Raw genomic sequence first — 20,538 nt, forward strand, 5'->3', positions numbered from 1 at the left:
CGGCTCACACTGTGTCGTTGACAAAACTCGCTACCTTTCACACCGCAGAGGCGTGAGTGTTGACCCACCCATCTGCATACAGTTGCGCGAGACCAACGATCGATACCACGGATGGTTGCGTCATTGCAATTTAAAAGTTTTATATACACGCCTCAAGTACCGTCTGCATCCTGTGGGCGTCTTCTTGCAACCGTGATCACGCGAACCACACCTAAGGATACGCCGCCAAGAAACAAAATTACAAATAGTAGAAGATCAGACAACCCAGAATAGTGCGACGGTTGCGGCGGTGGCAAACGCTCGGTCAGCGTGCCGATTGCTTTCAACCGTAAACTTCCGGCAATGCGCCCTTGCGCATCGATGACAGCGCTGATGCCGGTGTTGGCAGCCCGCACCACGGGCAGGCCGCGCTCGATGGCCCGCAGCTGTGCATGGCGCAGATGCTGCCGCGGCCCCGGCGTGTTGCCGAACCAGGAATCGTTGGTGAGGTTGACAATCCAGCGCGCCGGCGGCTCGCCAGCGCCATGGGGAAAAATCACCTCGTAGCAGATCAGCGGCTGGAACGGCGGCAACCCTGCCACCTGAAGTGTCACCGGCCCATCACCTGCCACGAACTCCCCGCCATTGGCCGCAAGACCCGACAGGCCGAGCCGCGCCATAAGAGCGGAGAATGGCAGATATTCCCCAAACGGAACCAGATGTGCCTTGTCGTACCGGCCGACCAGCCGCCCTTCCGGCGACATCACGAAAAGCGCATTGTAGCCGACGGTTCTGCCATCTGCCGTTGCAGCAAGCTCGACCGCGCCGGTGATCAACTGGGTTTCCGGCCCCAGTGCGCCGGCAAGAGCGGCCTGCGGCGCACTCGGCGCCCGCCACTGAAACGGAATGGCCGTTTCCGGCCAGATCACCACCGAAGGCCGCGGCAGGGCCTCCTCCCCGGCTGCGGGCGCGGGGCCCGGCTCAGCGGTGAGCTCAAGAAGGCGCTGCCAGATTTCGGCCTGATGTTCGGGCGCCCACTTCTCGTCCTGCGGCACGGCGGGCTGCACGATGCGGATGAGCGGTGCATCGGCCGCAATTTCGGGTGCGGTCCATAGCCGGTAGCCGCCATAAGTGGCCATGGCCGCAAGCATCAGCCCGGTCGGGACGGCAAGCCAGCGGCTTTCACGCTCGGCCAGAACAACCGGCAGCGCGCCGATCAGCACAGCCGGGATGGCAAGCCCGTTGACCCCGACGGCCGACGCGCTTTGCGCCAGAAGGATGGATTGGGTGAGCCCCATGCCGGCCGCATTCCACGGAAAGCCGGTAAGGACGAGGCCGCGCGCAAGCTCGGTTCCGGCCACGCCCAGCGCCAGTGCCACAGCCCGCCACGCCATGCCGCGCGGCGCAAGCCCGACGCACATCGCCGCAATGCCGCTGAATGGCGCCAGCAGAAGCGGCAGGCCGACCACCGCCAGCGGCATCAGCCAGGCGTAGGCGTCGGCATCCACCAGAAACGCAGCGCCGATCCACCACAGCCCCATGAGGTGAAAACCGAACCCGAATGCAAAGCCGGTAAGAAAGCGCTCCAGCGACCGGCGCCGCACCCGCGCATCGCCCGCCTCCAGCAACACCAGAAGTGCGCTGTAGGCGGCCAATGCAGGAAGAAGATCGTAAGGCGCAAACGCCAGCGCCAGACCGACGCCGCTGAACGCGGCGAGGCCGAGGCGGACAACGCGCCGCCCCGCCAGCCGCTCTGCAAGGCGCTCAAGCCTCGTTTTGTTGGTCGTCCTCGGTGCTACCGGTTTCGCCGCCATCGCGGATCATGACCTTGACGCGCTTGATGCGGCGGGGGTCGGCGTCCAGCACCTCGAACTCCACACCCGGAAGCTGGCTGGATGCCACAAGCTCGCCGCGCACCGGCACCCGGCCCAGAATGGCAAAGACGAGCCCGCCCAGCGTATCCACCTCGTCGCGGAACTCAGTGTCAGGGAATGCAACGCCGGCCTCCTCTTCAAAGTCTTCCACGGCGACGCGCGCATCAGCGAACCAGGCGCCGTCTTCGCCCTGCTCCATGGTCGGCTCGTCGGGCCAGTCGTACTCGTCTTCGATATCGCCGACCACCGTCTCGATCAGGTCTTCGAGGGTGACGAGGCCGTCAGTGCCGCCATATTCGTCCACCACCAGCGCCATCTGCGTGCGGTTGGCCTGCATCCGGACCATCAGGTCCATTGCCGGCATGGAGGGCGGGACGAACAGCACCTGGCGGATGATGTCGAGCTGGCTGAGCGGGCGCGCAAGGTCCACCGCGCCGAGACGCAGGCCGTCTTCCATGGCCGCCTCTTCGGCGATCTTGATCATCACATCCTTGGCGTGGACGAAGCCGACCGGGTCGTCCAGCGTTTCGCCGAACACCGGCAGGCGCGAGTGACCGGCTTCGCGGAAGCGGCGCATCAGGTCGGCGACCGAGATGTTCTCGGGCACGGCGTCGATGTCGGCGCGCGGGATCATCACGTCCAGAATGCGGACGTCGCGCAGCGCCAGGATATTTTGCAGGAGCCGGCGCTCTTCAGCGGAAAAGACCGCGTCTTCGCTGGTCTCGTCCGCTAGCGCCTGGGCCAGATTCTCGCGAAGGCCCTCGTTGTTGCGAAGGCCGAAGACGGTAAGGACGCGGTCAAACCAGCCCTCATCGTCGGGTTTGGGTGCGGCGGCCGTGCCATTTTGCAGGGCCGCGCGGGGACTATCACTGTCAGCCATTGTTCCCTCGGCGCAAGGCGCCGTCTCAACTCCCGTTATAAGGGTCCGGAATTCCGAGCCCGTCTAAAATGCCTATCTCAATGCCTTCCATCGTATTGCGCTCGTCCTCGGCCTCGTGGTCATAGCCGAGGAGGTGAAGCACGCCGTGCAGCACCAGATGGGTGGTGTGATGGGCCAAGGGAATGGCCCGTTCTGCTGCTTCTTGCGCCATCACCTCGAAAGCGATGGCAATCCCGCCGATAAAGGCGCGGTCCTGGTCGTCAAAATCGTCAGTGGACGGGAAGGCGAGGACGTTGGTGGGCTGAGGCTTGCCGCGAAACTTGCCGTTGAGTTCGGCCAGAGCGTCAGAGCTGGTGAAGATGATGTCACAATTGACGAGGCCGGAGCGCGCGTAAGGCGACGCCGCCAGAATGGTCAGCACCATTTCGGCAATGGCATCGGGGTTCACCGGCTGCCACTGCGAATCCTCGATCCGAACCGATGCGCAGAAACTGTCCGGTCCGACAAGGATGTCGTCCTCATCGGGCAAGAGGTCCTGCGGCAGAACCTTGTCCGCCAAAGTCATTTTCTGTCGGCCTCAGTGGAACTTTCAGCATCGTAAGCGGCAACGATCCGCGCCACAAGCTGGTGCCGGACAACATCTTCGCCGCGGAAGCGAACATGGCCGATCCCCTCGACATTTTTCAGGATGCGGGTCGCCTCATCAAGACCGGACGGCATGTTCGGCGGCAGGTCGACCTGCGAGGGGTCGCCGGTCACGATCATGCGCGAGTTTTCACCAAGCCGCGTCAGGAACATCTTCATCTGCATCGCGGTCGTGTTCTGCGCCTCGTCCAGAATCGCCACGCAATTGCTCAGCGTCCGGCCGCGCATGAAGGCCAGCGGTGCCACCTCGATCACCCCCTGCTGCATGGCGCGGGCAACCTTGTCGCCGGGCATCATCTCGTGCAGCGCGTCGTAAAGCGGACGCAGATAGGGATCGACCTTCTCTTCCAGCGTCCCGGGCAGAAAGCCGAGACGCTCGCCCGCCTCAACCGCTGGGCGCGACAAAATGATCCGCTCCACCAGACCGCGTTCCAGGCACTGCGCGGCATAAGCGACGGCCAGAAACGTCTTGCCGGTGCCAGCGGGGCCGAGGCCGAACACCAGTTCGTTGGTCTCCATGGCGCGGATGTAGGCGTTCTGCGTTGGCGAGCGGGCTTCCACCTGCCGCTTGCGCGTCGCGATCTTGCCGACCGAATCCGGCCGCTCGATGGCAGGCAGAGAAAGCTGATGGTCGTTGGTGCGACAGATGCGGACGGCACCATCCACGTCAGCGCTCTCGATCGGGTGGCCGCGCTTGGCGCGCTTGTAGAGGTGCTGGAGCACCGCCACCGCCATGTCCACCCCATCGGAATCGCCACGCACGGTGACCTGGTTGCCGCGGGCCACCATGTCGACCTCGCAGCGGCCCTCGATCATCGCGAGATGGCTGTCGCCGGTGCCGAAAACCTCCTGCGCCACGCGCGGGTCTTCGAACACGAGCGTCCGGCTTTCCTCTTCGGTCGCGTCGGCAAGGCTCAAGCGGCTACTCTCCGTCCTGCAGGTTCAGCAAACAGACTGTTACCTTCCGCAGCGTGAACGGCAACCTCCACAATATCGCCAACCGATCCAGCCCCCTCGGGAATGTGCACGGGCTGGAGGTAGGGCGAGCGGCCGACCCACTGGCCGGCATGCTTGCCGGGCTTCTCGATCAGCACCGGCATCGTCCGCCCGACGCAGGCGCGGTTGAACGCCTTCTGCTGGGTGGTGAGCAGCGCCTGCAGCCGCTGGAGCCGCTCGGACATGATTGCTTCCGGCACCTGGTCGGTCCGGGTGGCGGCAGGCGTACCGGGGCGAGGCGAATATTTGAACGAGTAGGCGCTGGCGTAGCCGATGTCCTCGACGAGGGCCATCGTCGCCTCGAAGTCCGCGTCGGTCTCGCCGGGGAAGCCGACGATGAAGTCGCCCGACAGGGCAATGTCCGGCCGGGCCTTGCGAATGCGCGCGATCAGCTCGCGGTAGGCATCGGCGGTGTGCTTGCGGTTCATCGCCTTCAGCACACGGTCGGAGCCGGCCTGCACGGGGAGGTGCAGGTAGGGCATCAGCTTTGCCTCATCGCGGTGGGCGGCAATCAGGTCTTCGCTCATGTCGTTGGGGTGGCTGGTGGTGAAGCGAAGGCGCGCCAGCCCGTCAATTTCGGCAAGCTGCGCAAGGAGGCCGGCAAGGCTTGCCCGGCCGCCGCCGTCCGCACCGTTGAAGGCGTTGACGTTCTGGCCAAGCAGCGTGATTTCGCGCACACCGGCTTCGGCAAGCTGGCGCGCTTCGGCGACAATGTCGGCCACAGGGCGCGAGACTTCGGCGCCGCGTGTGTAGGGGACGACGCAGAAAGCGCAGAACTTGTCGCAACCTTCCTGCACGGTGAGGAACGCCGTCACCCCGCGCGCGGTCACGGCGCGGCGCTGGGGGGCGGCGAGTGACTGGAACTTGTCGTCCGACAGATCGGTCTCGACGGGGCTTTGGCCCTTTTCCGCGGCGGCAATCAGCGCCGGCAGGCGGTGATAGGCCTGCGGGCCGACCACAAAGTCCACGCGCGGCTGGCGGCGGATGATCTCTTCGCCCTCTGCCTGCGCAACGCAGCCGGCAACACCGATGAGGCCGCCCTCACCCTTCAGCCGGCCAAGCTCGGAATAGACCTTTTCGGCCGCCTTCTCGCGGATATGGCAGGTGTTGAGCAAGATGAGATCGGCACCGTCGGCCTTGTCCGTCATCTCGTAGCCGGACGCGGTCAGCTGGTCGGCCATGCGCGTCGCGTCATAGACGTTCATCTGGCAGCCGTAGCTCTTGATGAAGGCGCGTTTCATGCTCTCTCGCGTTTTTTCGGCTCGCGTACCAGTCGGCCTGCGGTTGCCTCTCCCACCATGCGGCGGACGGCATCCTCGGCAGCCTTTGTGGTGCGCTTGCGGTCCGTTCCCTCGACAAAGGGCAAGGGATCGCCGAACACCACGTCCACGTCGATATCCCCGTGTTTCAGCACCCACCACAGGTGGGCGGGCATGTCCATATCGCCGTACCATGCAATGCGGGGTTTATGGAACCGGCCGACCGGCACGCCGTGCAACTCGGTGTAGTTGAGGGCAACGGGCTGGATCATCGCGCCGCCATGGCCGGCCGCCTGCGCGGCCTTGGCAGCCCCCCCCACCAGCGCCGGCCGGAACGGCAGAACGTGGATCCCGTTGGACGAGGTCCCCTCCCCGAACAGCACCAGAACGTCGCCCTCCGCCATCCGGTCCGCAATCTCCGTGGCGACAGCGCCGGTCTTGGACCGCCGCTCCCGCTCCACGAACACCGAGCGCTGGAGCTTGGCGAACCAGCCGAAAACCGGCCACGACGCCACCTCGGCCTTGGAGATGAACGAAAGCTCCATCACCGAGCCCAGCACCATGATGTCGAGCCATGAAACATGGTTGGCGATGAGGAGAAGCGGGCGCTCTCCGGTCGCGGCGCCGTGGATGTGCAGGCGAACGCCAACGAGGCGGATGGCGACGCGGTGCCACCAGAGCGGCAGGCGGCGCTGCACACCCTTGAGGCGGAAGAGCATGGCGAGGAGCTGCAACGGGATCAGGACAAGCGACAGGACAAGGATGCCGACAATGGCAATGATGGCGCGGATCGTGCTCATGAATGGATCAGCGCAGCGCCAGCGCGGGCTGCTTCAGCGTCAGGCGCATGGTCAGCGCCTTGTGCCGGGGCTGATCGTCCGCGCTGGCATAATAGGCCTTGCGCTCGCCCACCGGCTCGAAGCCGGCACGGCGATAGATCGCCAGAGCAGGCGCGTTGGACGGGTCCACCTCGAGGAAGATGTCGACCGCGCGTTCGGTGTAAAGGTGGCGCAACGCGGCCTCCAGCAGCATGTTGCCGACGCCGGCGCCGCGCTGACGGGGATGGACCGCCATGGTCAGCACCTCGGCCTCGTCGGCCGCCTGACGCACGGTGATGAAGCCGATGGGCTTGCGGCTTGCCGTGGCAGCGCCCCGGCGCGCGACGAACGTGGTCACGCCGGGCCCTTCGTTGAGGGCGGCCTGCTCGTCCGCCGACCACGGCGCCAGAAACGACTCCGCGTGGATTTCTTCAAGCGTATCATAGTCCGATGGGCGCAGCGCATCGATCGTGCGCGGCGCCGCTAGCCAGCCGATCATGTCCGTCGTGCCCCTGCGGTTAGGGGTGCAGTTGGCCACAACCATCACGCCCGCGCCAGTGCTTTGTGGGTCTGCGGCGCCGCATCCACCTCTGCAAGGTAACGCGCACGGGGCGACCGGCCCGCCGGGTCGCCAGCAGCCGCCGCTGCGAGATGTTGCAGATCAAGGGTTTGAAGGGGCGTGCCGGTGCCAAGCACGGCAATGGCCGAGGCAGGCCCCGCAATTGTCGCGCCCTTCGCGGCCGCAAGCTCGACGCAAGTCGAAGCTGCAACGCGGGCTTCAAACTGCGGCGGAGCGGATGCGGTTGTGTAGAGTGCCCCGAACATTGCGCCATGCCGCGCGTCAATCACCGCAAGGGCGGGGAAACCGGCCTGCCGGGCCAGCACTTCCAGCGTGGAAACCCCAACCGCCGGAATGCTGCAGGCAAAGGCCAGCCCCTTTGCGTAGGCAATGCCTACGCGCACCCCGGTGAAAGAGCCCGGCCCCACGGTAACGGCGATGCGCGCAAGGTCGCCTGCCTTGAGACCGGCCTGTGCGAGGGCCGCAGCCGAATGGGCGGCGATGGCTTCAGCATCGCCTCTGGCATCGGCGCTGGACGTGCCGCGGACAACGCCGTCCACAAGGACCGCGGCCTGGCAGCGCTCAAGCGCAGTGTCGAGCGCGAGAACGGGGCCGGTCACGCGACGGGACGAACCTCCTGCACTTCAGGCACGAAGTGCCGAAGGAGATTCTGAATGCCCATCTGCAACGTCATGGTGGAGGACGGACAGCCAGCACACGCCCCGCGCATGGAAAGGTGCACCACACCATCGTGGTAGGAGCGGAAAATGATGTCGCCGCCATCGCTGGCCACGGCCGGCCGCACGCGCTCGTCGAGAATTTCCTTGATCATGGCCACCGTCGCCGCGTCTTCCTCGGCAAATTCCTCGCCATCGGCCTCCGCCGGGGCCGCCGAGGGGTCGTCCACCACCGCATCGCCCGACAGGTAGTGCTCCATGATCGCACCGAGAACGGACGGCTTGAGGTGCTCCCACGGCGTGCCGTCCTTGGAGACGGAAACGAAATCGTACCCCAGGAAAACGCCGGTCACCCCTTCGACCGCGAACAGACGCCGTGCCAGCGGAGAGGCATCCGCCTCATCAACGCTTCGGAAATCGAGCACGCCGCTCTGCATGACCGTTTGACCGGGAAGGAATTTGAGCGTTTCCGGATTCGGCGTCGCTTCGGTCTGAATGAACATTCATTTCTCCCAAGACATTTCTAGGCGGGCATGCGGCAATGACGCATCGCAAATAAGGAGCGGAAGCTGATCTGCAACATGTGCATGGCAGCGGTGCGGCCCGGTTGTTGCAGCGTTGCGACCAACGGAGGGACCAATGGCAAACCCGGCACCAGGATTTTCAGCGCAGCCCGAACACAGCATCGTTCTGGACGGAGGGCCCGCCGTGGTCACTGTTGTTCTGAACGGTATCATGATCGCTGCCACCACCCATGCGATAATGCTGCACGAGGAAGGCTACAAGGCACGCGCCTACATCCCTCGCGAAGAAGTGATCGGCACTCTCAAGCGCACCACCCGCACCACTCACTGCCCCTTCAAGGGCGACGCCACCTATTATGACGTGATTGTCAGCGGCGAAACCATTGCCGATGCGGCATGGAGTTACGACGCGCCGTTCGACGAGATGGCCGCCATCGAAGGCCACGTGGCGTTTGACGACCGCTTCGACATCTCGGTCGGCTAGCCCTCTGCTCCGGCCTAGAGCGCGTAGCCGAACCAGCGCAGTTCGTCGCCGAGGATCTCGTTCAGTTTTGCAATGGTTTCAGGCGCCAGCTTGCGCTTGTGGTCGCCCGGCGCAACCTGCCGCTTGTGCGCAGTCTCGTCTTCTGCGGCAACCGCAAAGTCGAGCTTTCCGGCAAGGCGCGCCATCAGCGCGTCGGTGCGTGGCTGGCCGACGAAATCGCACACCCGGTCCAGCCAGTCGTCCGTCAGGTCGACCATTTCCTCGTAGGTCACCAGCAGCGCGTCGTCGTGCAAGCCGAGGATCGTGCGCAGGATCGACATCCGCGTGACGTAGTGGCGGGCGTCGGCCACCACGAAGTCGTCGATGGTGGTGCGGGCGAGCCTCTCCTGCCGCGCCACGAACCTGCGCAGCTTCTCCGGGTCTTTCGGCGGCACATGGCTGCGCAGGTACGAGTAGTAGGCCGACGTCATGCAGTCGCGCGGATCGCGCACCTGAACGATGGTTTTCAGCCCGAAGAGGCGCGGCATGTCCTTCACGTAAGGCCCGCGCGCGACACCATAATAGACGCCCTCGTCCGCCATTTCCGCCTGATAGGCGATGTAAAGCTCATCCTCCGTCAGGGGCGAGGCCGGCACCTTCCGCTCGATCAGGTCGGAGCGGTAGCCCTTCTCCGCGGCGATCTCGCCGATGATCTCGGACGCGATCGAACTCCCCGCCTTGTGCATGGAAAGGGCGATCAGGCTTTTGGGGCCATCAGCGGCGTCGTGTGGCATGGGCAGACCTGGTCAGGGTTTGAAGCTGTTGGATTTGGGGAACCCCGGAGGCGCCATGCGCCCTGCTGAGGCCCGCTCGCCGCGATATTCGGCAAGCTGGTCGAGCGTGCGCACGTGCCGGCGCCCGCCAGTATCGAACCAGACAAGGCCCTCGGCCCCGTCGAAGGTGACAATGTCGGACAGGCCGCCGTCCTTGTAGCGCTGGAGGCGGACACCGCGGCCCTTGGAGAGGGTCGGCACCTGTTCCACCGGGAACAGCAGCAGCTTGCGGTTTTCGCCGATCGCCGCGACATAGTCGCCGTTGGCGGGCACCGCGCGGAACGCCGCGTCGCCCTCTGCCGGCGACATCACCTGCCGGCCCCGCTTGGTGTTGGCCACAAGATCGTCCGACACGGCAATGAACCCGCGGCCGAGCTTTGTGGCAAAGAGCCACTGCGCCCCGGCTGCAAAGAGGAACATCGCCGCAATCTCCACCTCCGCGCCAAGCTCCAGGAGGAGGCGCAGCGGCTCGCCGTGGCCGCGGCCGCCGGGGAGCTTGTCGCAGCCCATGGTGTAGATGCGCCCGTCGGTGGTGAGGACCAGCAGCTTGTCGGTGGTCTCGGCGTGGAGCCATTCCCGCAGGGTATCGTCCTGGCGGAAGGTGAGGCCGTCCAGCTCCTTGACGTGACCCTTCAGCGCCCTGATCCAGCCCTTGGCGGAGAGCACGACCGTGACCGGCTCGCGCTCGATCATCGCCTCGGCCACAACGTCCGGAAGGTTGGTGGGTGCCTCGCCGAACTGGGTGCGCCGGGCACCAAGGTCGGTGTCCTTGCCGAACTTGGCCTTCACCTCGCGGATCGAGCCTGCCACGCGCGCCCACTGCTTCTCCTCGCTGGCGAGCAGCTCCTCAAGCTCGGCACGCTCGGCGGTGAGCCGGTCATGCTCGCGGCGGATCTCCATCTCTTCCAGCCGGCGGAGCGAACGCAGGCGCATGTTGAGGATGGCCTCGGCCTGCGTGTCGGTCAGCGTGAACTCGGCGATCAGCTCGGCCTTGGCATCGTCCGCATTGCGGATGATCGCGATCACCTTGTCGAGGTCGAGATAGACGATCAGAAAGCCGTCGAGAACCTCGAGCCGGTGAACCACCTTGGAAAGCCGGTGGTCGGCCCGGCGCACGGCCACCTCCTTCAGGTGGTCCAGCCACGCGCGGATCACCTCGACAAGGCCCACGACGCGCGGCACCTGCCCGCCCATCAACACGTTCATGTTGAGCGAGATGCGGGTTTCCAGCTCGGTGAGGCGGAAAAGGCTTTCCATCAGGATCTGGGCGTCGACGGTTTTTGCGCGCGGTTCCAGGACGATGCGCATGTCCTCGGCGCTCTCGTCGCGCACATCGCCCAGCAGCGGCAGCTTCTTGGCCTCCCACAGCTCCGCGATCCGTTCGATCAACCGGCTCTTCTGCACCTGATACGGGATCTCGGTGACGACGATCTGCCACGTCCCCCGGCCCAGATCCTCCACGTTCCAGATGGCGCGTGTGCGGAAACCGCCGCGCCCGGTCCGGTAGGCTTCCGCAATGGAATCCGGGCTCTCGATGATGAGGCCGCCGGTGGGAAAATCGGGCCCCTTGATGATTTCCAGAATGGTGCCGAGCCGCGCCTCGGGATGCTTGATGAGATGCAGCGCGGCTTCCGCCACCTCCGCCGCGTTGTGCGGCGGAATGTTGGTGGCCATGCCCACCGCAATGCCCGACGAGCCGTTGGCAAGAAGGTTGGGGAAGCCGCCGGGGAGGACGACAGGCTCCACCTCGGAGCCATCGTAGGTCTCGCGGAAATCGACGGCATCCTCGTCAAGCCCGTCGAGCAGCAGCTTGGCGACTTCGGTGAGGCGCGCCTCGGTGTAGCGCATGGCCGCTGCGCCGTCGCCGTCGACGGTGCCGAAATTGCCCTGGCCGTCCACCAGCGGATAGCGGACCGCAAAATCCTGCGCGAGCCGCACCAGAGCCTCGTAGACCGCGGTGTCGCCATGCGGGTGGAACTTACCGATGACATCGCCCACCACACGGGCCGATTTCTTGAACGGCTGGCCGGGGTCGAGCCGCAGCGCGCGCATGGCGAACAGCAGCCGCCGGTGCACAGGCTTCATCCCGTCGCGCACGTCCGGCAGCGCGCGGTGCATGATGGTCGACAGCGCGTAGGCGAGATAGCGCTCTTCGAGCGCTTCCTTGAGGTCGATGGCGTCGTCGTCTTCGGGCGGAATGGCTGGGTCGATCGGATCGGCCATGAGGTCTCCACGGCGCGGGGGTCGGGCTCGCTGGGCAGGGTGGGTTGGTGTAGCGCACGGCGCCGTGGCCGCAAAGGGCGCCTGTGGGTAACAGCGCCGGTTTGCGCCTCAGCGGGCGAGCGGGATCATCACTTCGTTGCGCCGCATGAACGGAAGCCGCCACGGCGGATCGTAGAAGGCAAAGCGCGCAGGCCCGGCAGCGGTCAGGCCATTGTCCGCCATCCACGCCTTGAGCGCCTCGGTCTGGCGTTGCAGCGTTGCCTCCCCGGCAAAGCCCGAAAAGCGGACCGCCGCCACCCGCTCCGCCGGCCTCTTGCGAATGTCGACCGCCTCGCCCCTGGGCCGGGGCAGCGTCTTTGCGGTAAAGCGGGACGGCATCACGAAATCCACCGTCCAGGCTGGCCCGTCTGCCGACCGGCGCCGGGCGGGGGTCTGGATCACCGGCGCGGTCATCGAAATCTCTTCGTTGTCCGAATTGCCGCCGAAAATGAACGACGCAAGGGTGCGAAATCCGGCGTTGGCGGCATCATCGCGCGGGCCGCTGACCGCGGTCTGCGCCACGAGAAGGGCCGGATAGCGGCGCACCTCAAAGGCACCGTCGGACCGCTCGACCTGATATTCCGGCGTTTCGACGCTGGCCATGCTGCGCTCCGTCCACACCACGCCAGCGGCCAGAACCACAACCGCCACGCAAACGCCGTAAAGAACCCACCGCATCAACCGCACTCCCTGATGGCACCTGAGATAGCGCGCTGCGCCGCTGCGAACAGGCGCTACAAGCGCGCAGCGTCCAGTTTGGCAATGGCCTTGACCACCGCGCTCACGAAACGCTCGCGCTGCGGGGGGATCCGCTTGTTGGCGAGCCCCGCAATCTGCGTCGCCAGAAAGTGCCCGGTGAGGCGAAAACCGCCGGCAACGCTCTCTGCATCTGCCGGACCGTCGCCGGCAAGGAAGGCCGGAAGCGGCAACAGACGGTCAACGTAGGGGGCAGCGGCCGCCCTGCACACCGCGCGGCCCGTGCGCGGGGACACGTGGGTCAGGTCCTCGCGCGTGCCCGTCACGGCGCACTCGGTCAGATCGAGGCCGAAGCCGAATTCTTCCAGGAGAATGATCTCGAACCGCACGCCGGATTCGCCCGCCGCCTCGGCAAGCGCAAAGGCTGCGACCAGCGCATCGGCGGCGGCGAACAGCCGGGGGTGCGGGTCGCGTTCGGGCAGGAAGGCCAGCAGCGAGGCCAGCGACTGGAGGCCGAATGCACCCCAGGCGCTTTCCATCACCAGCCCGGCACGCGCCTCCAGAAGCTCCAGCTGGAAGGTGCCAAGCTGGTCGTCGAGCCGGCCGCGCCACAGCGCGTCCACCCGGTTGCCGGGCTGGAGCAGCGCGCGCATGGTCTTGCCGCGCGCGCCGCGGACCATACCGGCGGTCCGCCCCTCACGCGGGGTCAGCACCTCCACAATCTTCGAGGTTTCGCCGAACGGGCGGGCGGACAGGATCAGCGCCTCGTCGCGCCACTCCATGGCTCAGGCCCTTCCGGCGAGCCGTGGCCGGCGGAAACGCGCGGCCGGGCCGGTCATTTGGAGTAGTCGAGGCCCATCTCGCGGTAGCGCTCGGGGTCGTCGGTCCATTTGGGCCGCACCTTCACGAACAGGAAAAGATGCACCGGCGCGCCGGACATGGAAGCGATCTGCTGGCGGGCGGCCATGGAGATGGCGCGGATGGTCGCCCCTTTTTCGCCGATCACGATCTTCTTCTGCCCCTCGCGCTCCACGAAGATCGCCTGCTCGATCCGGGCCGACCCGTCGCGCAGGGTCTTCCACGTCTCGGTCTCGACGGTGGCGGAATATGGCAGTTCGTCATGCAGGCGCAGGGTGAGCTGCTCGCGGGTGATCTCGGCGGCCAGCTGGCGCATGGGAATGTCGGAGATCTGGTCTTCGGGATAAAGCCAAGGACCGGCCGGGACGGCGGCGGCCAGATGCTCGCGCACATCGGCAACGCCGCTGCCTTCCTGCGCGGAAATCATGAATGTGTCGCCGAACGCCGTCACCTTGTTGGCGTCTTCGGCCAGCTTGAGGAGGGCGGGCGGGTCGACCAGGTCGATCTTGGTGAGGATCAGCGTTTTCGGCATCCGCACCTGGGTCAGTTCTTCCAGGATTGCGGCGTTGGCAGGGTCGATCCCGCGACGGGCATCGATCAGCAGGCACACATGGTCGGCGTCGTAGGCCGAAGACCATGCGGTTTTCACCATGGCGCGGTCGAGCCGGCGGCGCGGATCGAAGATGCCCGGCGTATCGACCAGAATGACCTGCGAGCCTTCGGCCATGAAGATGCCGCGCACGATGGCACGCGTGGTCTGCACCTTGTGGGTGACGATGGACACCTTGGCGCCGACCAGCGCGTTGACGAGTGTCGACTTGCCGGCGTTGGGAGCACCGATCAGCGCAACAAAACCGGCACGGTTGCCGGGTGCGGTGGGGTCGCGGTCAGGCTCGCCCGCATCTGCGGGCAGCGTGTCGGAGGCGGGCGCGTCGGTGATGGCGGAGTGTTCCTTCTGGTCTGGTTGTGCGGCGGCATCGGGCCGGTCGTCGGGGTCTGGCGGGTTCATGCGTCGATTGCCGCGCCGAGACCGGCAAGGGCCGCGCGCGCGGCATTCTGCTCGGCTTCGCGCTTGGAGCCGCCCTCGCCGCGGCCGAGCGGCCCGCTGTGGTTCACCACCTCGATCACGAAATGGGGCTTGTGATCCGGCCCGCGCCGCTCCAGCAGCACATAGTCCGGCGGCGGGCCGCCATTGGCCTGCACCCGCTCCTGTAGCGCGGTCTTCGGATCGCGCTCGGGGCGCTCGTCGGTCTCGATCAGCGGCGCCCACACGTTGAGGATGACCGCCTGGGCTGCATCGTACCCCGCATCGAGGTAGACGGCAGCCAGCACCGCTTCGCAGGCATCGGCCAGGATGGCGGCCTTCTTGCGGCCTCCCGAGTGGGCCTCGGCATGGCCAAGCTTCAACGCACCGTCGATCCCCAGAAACAGCGCCCGGTCGGCGCACGCTTCGCGGCGGACCAGCGCATTGAGGCGGCGGGCAAGCTCCCCCTCCTCCGCCTCGGGGTACCGGTCGTGCAGCATGGCCGCAATCACGAGGCCGAGCACACGGTCGCCCAGAAATTCGAGCCGCTGGTAGCTTTCGCCGCGCCCTTGGGCAAAGGCGCTGGCGTGCATGACGGCACGCTCCAGCAATCCGCGGTCGGCAAACCGGTGGCCGAGCGCGGATTCCAGGCGTGCAAGCGGGTCGGCGCTCATGAGCGCGCTCCCGCAGCCGCGCTGCTTATGAGCGTAGCGAGTCGAATATCCGGTCCCATCTCACCGCCGTTGGCCAGTTCCAGAACTGCCAGATGGGAGTGTCCTCCCGAATAGAGAAGAAGATAACTTCAGCACGGCCCACAAAATTTTCGTATGGGACGTATCCCACAGCGTCTTTGGCACGGCTGTCGGCCGAATTATCCCGGTTATCACCCATCATGAAGTAGTGGCCTTCGGGCACGACATAGACGCCCGTGTTGTCGAACCGGCCATTGTCTTCGGTGTCCAGCACTTCGTAGGAGACGCCGTTGGGCAATGTTTCGCGGAACCTGCGCGCACGGATCTCACGGCCGTTGAAGCCGATATCCACGTAGTCAGTCATCTGCTCACGCGGGACTGCAACGTCGTTGATGTAGACGACGCCTTCCTTCACCTGCATCCGGTCGCCGGGCAGGCCCATCACACGCTTGATGTAGTCTGTCTTGTTGTCACGCGGCAGTTTGAAGACTGCGATATCGCCGCGATCAGGCGAAGAGCCGAGCACCCGGCCCGGAATTGGCACAATGCCGAACGGGAAGGAATATTGCGAATAACCGTAAGCGTATTTCGAGACGAACAGATAATCGCCAACCAGCAGCGTGTCGACCATGGATGCAGAGGGAATATTGAACGGCTGGAACAGGAAGGTCCTGATCACGAATGCAATCAGCAACGCCTGGAAGATGACTTTTACGGTATCGTACAGGCCGCCCTCACTCTCCGTCTTTTTCTTCGCCACGCTATTCATCACCTTTATCGTGGCGCTCCAGAACACGCGCCGCTTGCGGGCCGCATTGAGCGGACCCGCGGGACATAAACTCTACCGGAGCGACACGCAATAAAACGCGGTCAAGACTCCACCGCAGCCTTGCCCGCAAATTCTGCCGGCACCGCCTCGATCACCACAAAGGCCTGCGCATAGGGGTGATCGTCCGTCATCGTCAGATGGATTGCGCCGACGTATCCGCTGGGCACCAGCCGATCAAGCCTTTCGCGCGCACCGCCGGTCAGTTCCATGGTGGGCTGCCCGCTGGGGAGGTTCACCACGCCCATCTCGCGCCATGCCACCCCCATCCGGATCCCTGTGCCCAGCGCCTTGGAGGTAGCCTCCTTTGCGGCGAACCGCTTGGCGTAGGTCGCCGCCTGGTTGGCGCGCCCCCTGGCCTTGGCTCGCTCCACCTCGGTGAAGACGCGTGCCTCGAACCGCTCGCCAAAACGGTTCAGCGTGGATTCGATCCGCCGTATATCGGCAAGGTCCGAGCCGATCCCGACAATCATGCCTCTTTCCTCGCCTCGTCGTCGTCGCCATCCTCGGCCATCGTGTCGGCCGCCTTCGCCAGCGCGGCAGCCGCCGCCCGCTCCCGGCTCGCCGCCAGCCGCTCGGCGCGCACCCTGTGGGACACCACCACGGCGGAGCGCACCAGAACATAGAGCGTCACCGCCAGGATGAGGCCGATAATCGCCCCGCCGACGAACATCGGTTTGAGCGTCGGCCACAGCGTGCCGAAGGACGAAGTGATCAGCCCCAGCGACCACTCGATGTGCAGCGGCGACATGGCACCGGGCGCCCGGCCCAGGATCAGTTCGCCGATCTGAAAGGATGACACCCAGATCAGCGGAAACGTCAAAGGATTGCCGACGGCGGTGCCGAAGGCGGCCGCCAGCATCGACCCGCCGACGATCCACGCAAAGAAGAAGGCGAGCAGAAAGTGAAACCCTATCAGCGGGGTGCAGGACGCAAACGCGCCAACCGCCACCCCGGCCGCAATGGCATGGGGCGACGCTTCCAGGCGCAACACCCGCGCCTTGTAGTAGCGGAAGGACCGGGGAAACGAGCGCCGCGGCCACAGCGCGAGGCGGAACCGCTCAATGAGGCCCGGGCTACCCCGGCGGCCAAACAGCATTGCAACGTTCCTTCCAAACAACCGGCGCCGAAGCGCCTTACACAACTCTTATATGGGGTATCAGGCGTGCGCGCGCGATGCCTCGCTGACAACTGACAAAGCGTTCAGCCGATCGAGGATAGCCGAAAGGTGTGCCCGATCCCGAACTTCAAGCGTGATAGTCATCTCGCGGAAATCGTCCGTTTTCGCAATCATGTTGAGTTCGTCGATGTTGGAATCGGCCTCGGCAATGACGATCGCAATCTCGGCAAGAACCCCGGTTTCGTTGGCCACCATCAGCCGCACGTCAACCGGGTACAGCGTGCCTTCGCTGGCTTTCAGGTCCCAGCCCACCTCCACCCAGCGGGCGGGATCGGCGCCGAACGCATCAAGCGCCTCGCCGGCATGGACCGGGTACACGGTGACACCCTTGCCTGGATCCAGAATGCCGATGATGCCGTCGCCGGGGATTGCGAGGTGCTTGGGCGAGAACTGGACCGGCAGATCGCTCCGGCCGCCCCGCACGTTGACGGCAATCCCGTGGCGGCGGCCGGCATCCACCTCGCCGGGCGGCGATTCGTAACCGAGCACCGACAAGACGGCGCTCGCCGGCCGCTCGGCGCTGCCGATCGCGTGGGCGAGCGCGTCCTCGCTCTCGAAGCCGAGCCGTTCTGCCGCAAGGCCAAAGTCCAGCGGTCCCTTGAGGTCGCGCCGGGCCATCTCGTTTTCCACCAGCTCCAAGCCGAGGCGAACGAACTTGCGCCGGTCCGCATCCTTGTTGGCCTTGCGGATGGCAGCGCGCGCCTTGCCGGTGACGGCAAGCACGCTCCACGCTGCCGGCGGGGATGCCCCCTCCTTGCGCATGATCTCCACCTCGTCGCCGCTGGCGAGGGGCGTTACCAGCGGCTTGGGGTGGCCATTGATGCGGCAGCCCGTGCAGCTGTTCCCGATCTGGGTGTGGACCTGGTAGGCAAAGTCGATCGGTGTTGCCCCCGGCGGCAGGGCAATCAGCTTGCCCTTGGGCGTGAAGCAGAAGACGCGGTCCTGGAACAGCTCCAGCTTGGTGTCGTGCAGGAAGTCGCGGCTGTTGCCCTCGTCGGAAAGCTGCTCGACGGTTTGCCGGAGCCAGGCATAGACCTTCGAATCGTGCGCCAGTTCCTTCATGGAGCGCGCGCTGCCATCCTTGCTGAGCGCATGCGCCGCGACACCATATTCGGCAAAGCGGTGCATTTCGTGGGTTCGGATCTGCAGCTCCACGCGCTGATCCTGCAGGCCGATGACGGTGGTATGCAGCGAGCGGTAATCGTTCTGCTTGGGCAGCGAGATGTAGTCCTTGAAGCGACCGGGCACGCACTTGAACGAGGTGTGGATGACCCCCAGCGCCTTGTAGCAGGCCAGCGGCGTGTCCACGATCACGCGGAAGCCGTAGATGTCTGACAGGCTCTCGAAGTTGACCAGCTTGCGCTGCATCTTCTGATAGATCGAATAGGGCCGCTTCTCGCGCCCGCTGACCGTGGCGTCGATCCCGTTTTCGGCCAGCCGCCCGGCCAGTTCGGCCTCGATGTCGCCGAAGCGGGCGCCCAGCGCTTCCCGCCGCTTGGCAAGCTCCTTCTCGATGACAACCGCTTCTTCGGCAAAAAGCACGCCGAAGGCCAGATGCTCCAGCTCCTCGCGCATCCACTGGATGCCCATGCGCCCGGCAAGCGGCGCGTAGACGTCCATCGTTTCCTCGGCAATGCGGGTCCGCTTGTGCGGCGGCACCCACTTGAGGGTCCGCATATTGTGCAGCCGGTCGGCCAGCTTGACGAGAAGCACGCGCACATCGTCGGCCACCGCCAGGAACAGTTTGCGCAGGTTCTCGCTCTGCTTGTCCTCGACGTTCACAAGGTCGAGCTTGGCAATCTTGGTGAGGCCGTCGACCAGCTTGCCGATCTCGTTGCCGAACAGCTTGTCGATTTCCGCGCGGGTGGCGTCGGTATCTTCAATCACGTCGTGCAGCAGCGCGGTGGCGATGCTCGCATCGTCCAGGCGCATCCCGGTCAGGATCGCGGCCACTTCCAGCGGGTGGGAAAAATACGGATCGCCCGACGCGCGGGTCTGATGGCCGTGCTTGCGCATGGAATAGACGTAAGCGCGGTTGAGGAGGGCTTCGTCGCTGCCGGGATTGTAGCTCGCCACGCGCTCGACAAGCTCATATTGCCGCATCATCTGCCGCGCAGGCTTGGCGGCAGCGTCCGCATTGGCGGGCGCAGTATCGCCGGGGCGACCGGCGTCTGCCGCCGGGGTTGCCGGCGCTTCGGCCGGCCGGGTCGCCACTTTCAGCGCAGCGGCCGCCTCACCGAGGCGCCCGCCGCTGGTCGGCGCACCGTCCGCAGACGGGACGCTGTCTTGCTCTGGCGGATCGCTGCGCATGGCAGCGGCCCCTCAGACTTCCTCTGTCCGCTCAGGCGGCACCAGGGTTTCCATGGCACGCAGGAGCTCTTCCTCCGACATGGAATTGAAGCTTGTGTCGGCGCCGTCTTCGGACGGGGCACCGGAGGTCACGGCGGCAACGGGCTCGGGCTCGGGCTCGTCGACTTCGGTATGCTTTTGCAGGGAGTGGATCAGCTCTTCTTTCAGATCCTCGGGATGAATGCGTTGGTCGGCAATCTCGCGCAACGCCACGACAGGATTCTTATCCTTGTCGCGATCGACCTGGATCGGCGAACCGCTCGAGATCAGACGTGCCCTGTGGCCGGCAAGAAGCACCAGCTCAAAACGATTTTCGACCTTGTCGACGCAATCTTCGACAGTCACGCGCGCCATTGCGCTCTCCAACGAATTAAGTTGACAAGAAGCCTTCCAAATATCAATCAGGCAGCGTTGGCGCAAGCGTCACGTACCCTAGATATAGGCAAACGTAGCTTTTGCCCGCTCCATCGGGCGGGCTCCAGTTCTGGACAGCCAACAAAGCAGGGTCCATGTCAGTCGCATGGTATATTTCCAGACCCTGCGCGCAAACGAAAGATATCGGATGTTCGACCCGCGAGAAAAAATCGCTCTGTTCATTGACGGTGCCAATCTATACAGCGCCGCTCGGTCTCTAGGCTTCGATATCGACTATAAACGCCTCTTGACCGAGTTCGGCAAGAAGGGATACCTCCTGCGCGCCTATTATTACACTGCCCTCGCGGAAGATCAGGAATTCTCGACCTTGCGGCCGCTGATCGACTGGCTTGATTATAACGGCTATTCGGTCGTCACTAAACCGCTGAAGGAATTCTACGACCAGTCGGGCCGCCGGAAGGTCAAGGGCAACATGGACATCGAGCTCGTTATTGATGCCATGGAGCTGGCTGACCAGGTTGACCATGTGGTCCTCTTCTCCGGCGATGGCGATTTCCGCCGCCTGGCCGAGGCCGTTCAGCGCAAGGGGAAAAAATTCTCGGTGGTCTCTTCCCTGCAGACGCAGCCGCCGATGATTGCCGACGATCTGCGCCGTCAGGCTGACAATTTCATCGAGCTGAACGATCTGCAGGCGATGATCGGCCGCGACCCGTCCGAGCGGCAGGCTCGTCCCGAGCGCGTCGTCCACGTCTCCACCTGAACCGCGGCG

At 65.2% G+C, this 20,538-nt stretch carries 22 protein-coding genes; 2 read left to right on the forward strand and 20 right to left on the reverse strand.

Annotated elements, in window-relative coordinates:
* Positions 1–152: 152 nt before the first annotated feature.
* Genes lnt through RDV64_RS02995 form a run of 9 tightly spaced genes read right to left on the reverse strand, consistent with a single transcriptional unit; the run spans position 153 to position 8,190 of the window.
* Entirely contained in the window at positions 153–1,793 is a 1,641-nt protein-coding gene (gene lnt / locus RDV64_RS02955) for an apolipoprotein N-acyltransferase (protein ID WP_309197796.1), read from the reverse strand.
* Entirely contained in the window at positions 1,744–2,733 is a 990-nt protein-coding gene (locus RDV64_RS02960) for a hemolysin family protein (protein ID WP_309197797.1), read from the reverse strand. Before RDV64_RS02960 ends, lnt begins: the two co-directional genes overlap by 50 nt.
* A gap of 25 nt (positions 2,734–2,758) precedes the next feature.
* Complete coding sequence (ybeY, locus tag RDV64_RS02965) at positions 2,759–3,298, reverse strand: rRNA maturation RNase YbeY (RefSeq protein ID WP_309197798.1); 540 nt, start codon at positions 3,296–3,298, stop codon at positions 2,759–2,761.
* Positions 3,295–4,296 carry a PhoH family protein gene (locus RDV64_RS02970; protein ID WP_309197799.1) on the reverse strand — a complete coding sequence of 334 codons (1,002 nt, stop codon included), beginning with the start codon at positions 4,294–4,296 and terminating at the stop codon, positions 3,295–3,297. Before RDV64_RS02970 ends, ybeY begins: the two co-directional genes overlap by 4 nt.
* The gene (miaB, locus tag RDV64_RS02975; protein WP_309197800.1) at positions 4,293–5,615 is read right to left on the reverse strand and encodes a tRNA (N6-isopentenyl adenosine(37)-C2)-methylthiotransferase MiaB; all 1,323 of its coding nucleotides are present in this window, start codon (positions 5,613–5,615) and stop codon (positions 4,293–4,295) included. Before miaB ends, RDV64_RS02970 begins: the two co-directional genes overlap by 4 nt.
* Entirely contained in the window at positions 5,612–6,433 is an 822-nt protein-coding gene (locus RDV64_RS02980) for a lysophospholipid acyltransferase family protein (RefSeq protein ID WP_309197801.1), read from the reverse strand. Before RDV64_RS02980 ends, miaB begins: the two co-directional genes overlap by 4 nt.
* 7 nt (positions 6,434–6,440) lie before the next feature.
* Positions 6,441–6,950, reverse strand: a complete 510-nt coding sequence (locus tag RDV64_RS02985; protein WP_309197802.1) for a GNAT family N-acetyltransferase — start codon at positions 6,948–6,950, stop codon at positions 6,441–6,443.
* 44 nt (positions 6,951–6,994) lie between these two features.
* Positions 6,995–7,630, reverse strand: coding sequence for a tRNA (adenosine(37)-N6)-threonylcarbamoyltransferase complex dimerization subunit type 1 TsaB (tsaB, locus tag RDV64_RS02990; protein ID WP_309197803.1), 636 nt, complete (start codon positions 7,628–7,630; stop codon positions 6,995–6,997).
* A complete protein-coding gene (locus RDV64_RS02995) occupies positions 7,627–8,190 on the reverse strand; it encodes a NifU family protein (RefSeq protein WP_309197804.1) in 564 nt (187 codons plus the stop codon). The genes tsaB and RDV64_RS02995 overlap by 4 nt, the downstream gene beginning before the upstream one ends.
* Before the next feature lie 205 nt (positions 8,191–8,395).
* Here RDV64_RS02995 and RDV64_RS03000 point away from each other — a divergent pair, with 205 nt between their 5' ends.
* Positions 8,396–8,695, forward strand: a complete 300-nt coding sequence (locus tag RDV64_RS03000; RefSeq protein WP_309197805.1) for a DUF427 domain-containing protein — start codon at positions 8,396–8,398, stop codon at positions 8,693–8,695.
* 14 nt (positions 8,696–8,709) lie between these two features.
* On the opposite strand, the gene RDV64_RS03005 is transcribed toward RDV64_RS03000, so the two are convergent.
* The 11 genes from RDV64_RS03005 to rpoZ form a co-directional block, all read right to left on the reverse strand.
* Positions 8,710–9,468 (reverse strand): sulfotransferase domain-containing protein, encoded by a 759-nt coding sequence (locus RDV64_RS03005; RefSeq protein WP_309197806.1) that lies wholly within the window; start codon positions 9,466–9,468, stop codon positions 8,710–8,712.
* Positions 9,469–9,480: 12 nt separating this feature from the next.
* Complete coding sequence (gene parC / locus RDV64_RS03010) at positions 9,481–11,730, reverse strand: DNA topoisomerase IV subunit A (RefSeq protein WP_309197807.1); 2,250 nt, start codon at positions 11,728–11,730, stop codon at positions 9,481–9,483.
* Positions 11,731–11,838: 108 nt separating this feature from the next.
* Positions 11,839–12,447 (reverse strand): heme-binding protein, encoded by a 609-nt coding sequence (locus tag RDV64_RS03015; RefSeq protein ID WP_309197808.1) that lies wholly within the window; start codon positions 12,445–12,447, stop codon positions 11,839–11,841.
* Positions 12,448–12,503: 56 nt separating this feature from the next.
* Positions 12,504–13,247, reverse strand: coding sequence for a DNA repair protein RecO (gene recO / locus RDV64_RS03020; RefSeq protein WP_309197809.1), 744 nt, complete (start codon positions 13,245–13,247; stop codon positions 12,504–12,506).
* A gap of 53 nt (positions 13,248–13,300) precedes the next feature.
* Positions 13,301–14,332 (reverse strand): GTPase Era, encoded by a 1,032-nt coding sequence (era, locus tag RDV64_RS03025; protein ID WP_309197810.1) that lies wholly within the window; start codon positions 14,330–14,332, stop codon positions 13,301–13,303.
* A complete protein-coding gene (gene rnc, locus RDV64_RS03030) occupies positions 14,329–15,021 on the reverse strand; it encodes a ribonuclease III (RefSeq protein WP_309197811.1) in 693 nt (230 codons plus the stop codon). Before rnc ends, era begins: the two co-directional genes overlap by 4 nt.
* Before the next feature lie 25 nt (positions 15,022–15,046).
* Positions 15,047–15,808 carry a signal peptidase I gene (lepB, locus tag RDV64_RS03035; RefSeq protein ID WP_309197812.1) on the reverse strand — a complete coding sequence of 254 codons (762 nt, stop codon included), beginning with the start codon at positions 15,806–15,808 and terminating at the stop codon, positions 15,047–15,049.
* Between the two features lie 101 nt (positions 15,809–15,909).
* A complete protein-coding gene (gene acpS, locus RDV64_RS03040; RefSeq protein ID WP_309197813.1) occupies positions 15,910–16,338 on the reverse strand; it encodes a holo-ACP synthase in 429 nt (142 codons plus the stop codon).
* Entirely contained in the window at positions 16,335–16,964 is a 630-nt protein-coding gene (locus RDV64_RS03045; protein WP_309197814.1) for a DUF2062 domain-containing protein, read from the reverse strand. Before RDV64_RS03045 ends, acpS begins: the two co-directional genes overlap by 4 nt.
* A gap of 60 nt (positions 16,965–17,024) precedes the next feature.
* Positions 17,025–19,355 carry a bifunctional (p)ppGpp synthetase/guanosine-3',5'-bis(diphosphate) 3'-pyrophosphohydrolase gene (locus tag RDV64_RS03050; RefSeq protein ID WP_309197816.1) on the reverse strand — a complete coding sequence of 777 codons (2,331 nt, stop codon included), beginning with the start codon at positions 19,353–19,355 and terminating at the stop codon, positions 17,025–17,027.
* 12 nt (positions 19,356–19,367) lie between these two features.
* Positions 19,368–19,748 (reverse strand): DNA-directed RNA polymerase subunit omega, encoded by a 381-nt coding sequence (rpoZ, locus tag RDV64_RS03055; RefSeq protein WP_309197817.1) that lies wholly within the window; start codon positions 19,746–19,748, stop codon positions 19,368–19,370.
* A gap of 208 nt (positions 19,749–19,956) precedes the next feature.
* Between rpoZ and RDV64_RS03060 the strand changes: the two genes are divergently transcribed.
* Positions 19,957–20,529 (forward strand): NYN domain-containing protein, encoded by a 573-nt coding sequence (locus RDV64_RS03060; protein WP_309197818.1) that lies wholly within the window; start codon positions 19,957–19,959, stop codon positions 20,527–20,529.
* Positions 20,530–20,538 lie beyond the last annotated feature (9 nt).

This window comes from Acuticoccus sp. MNP-M23 (assembly GCF_031195445.1).
In the GTDB taxonomy this organism is placed as follows: Bacteria; Pseudomonadota; Alphaproteobacteria; order Rhizobiales; family Amorphaceae; genus Acuticoccus.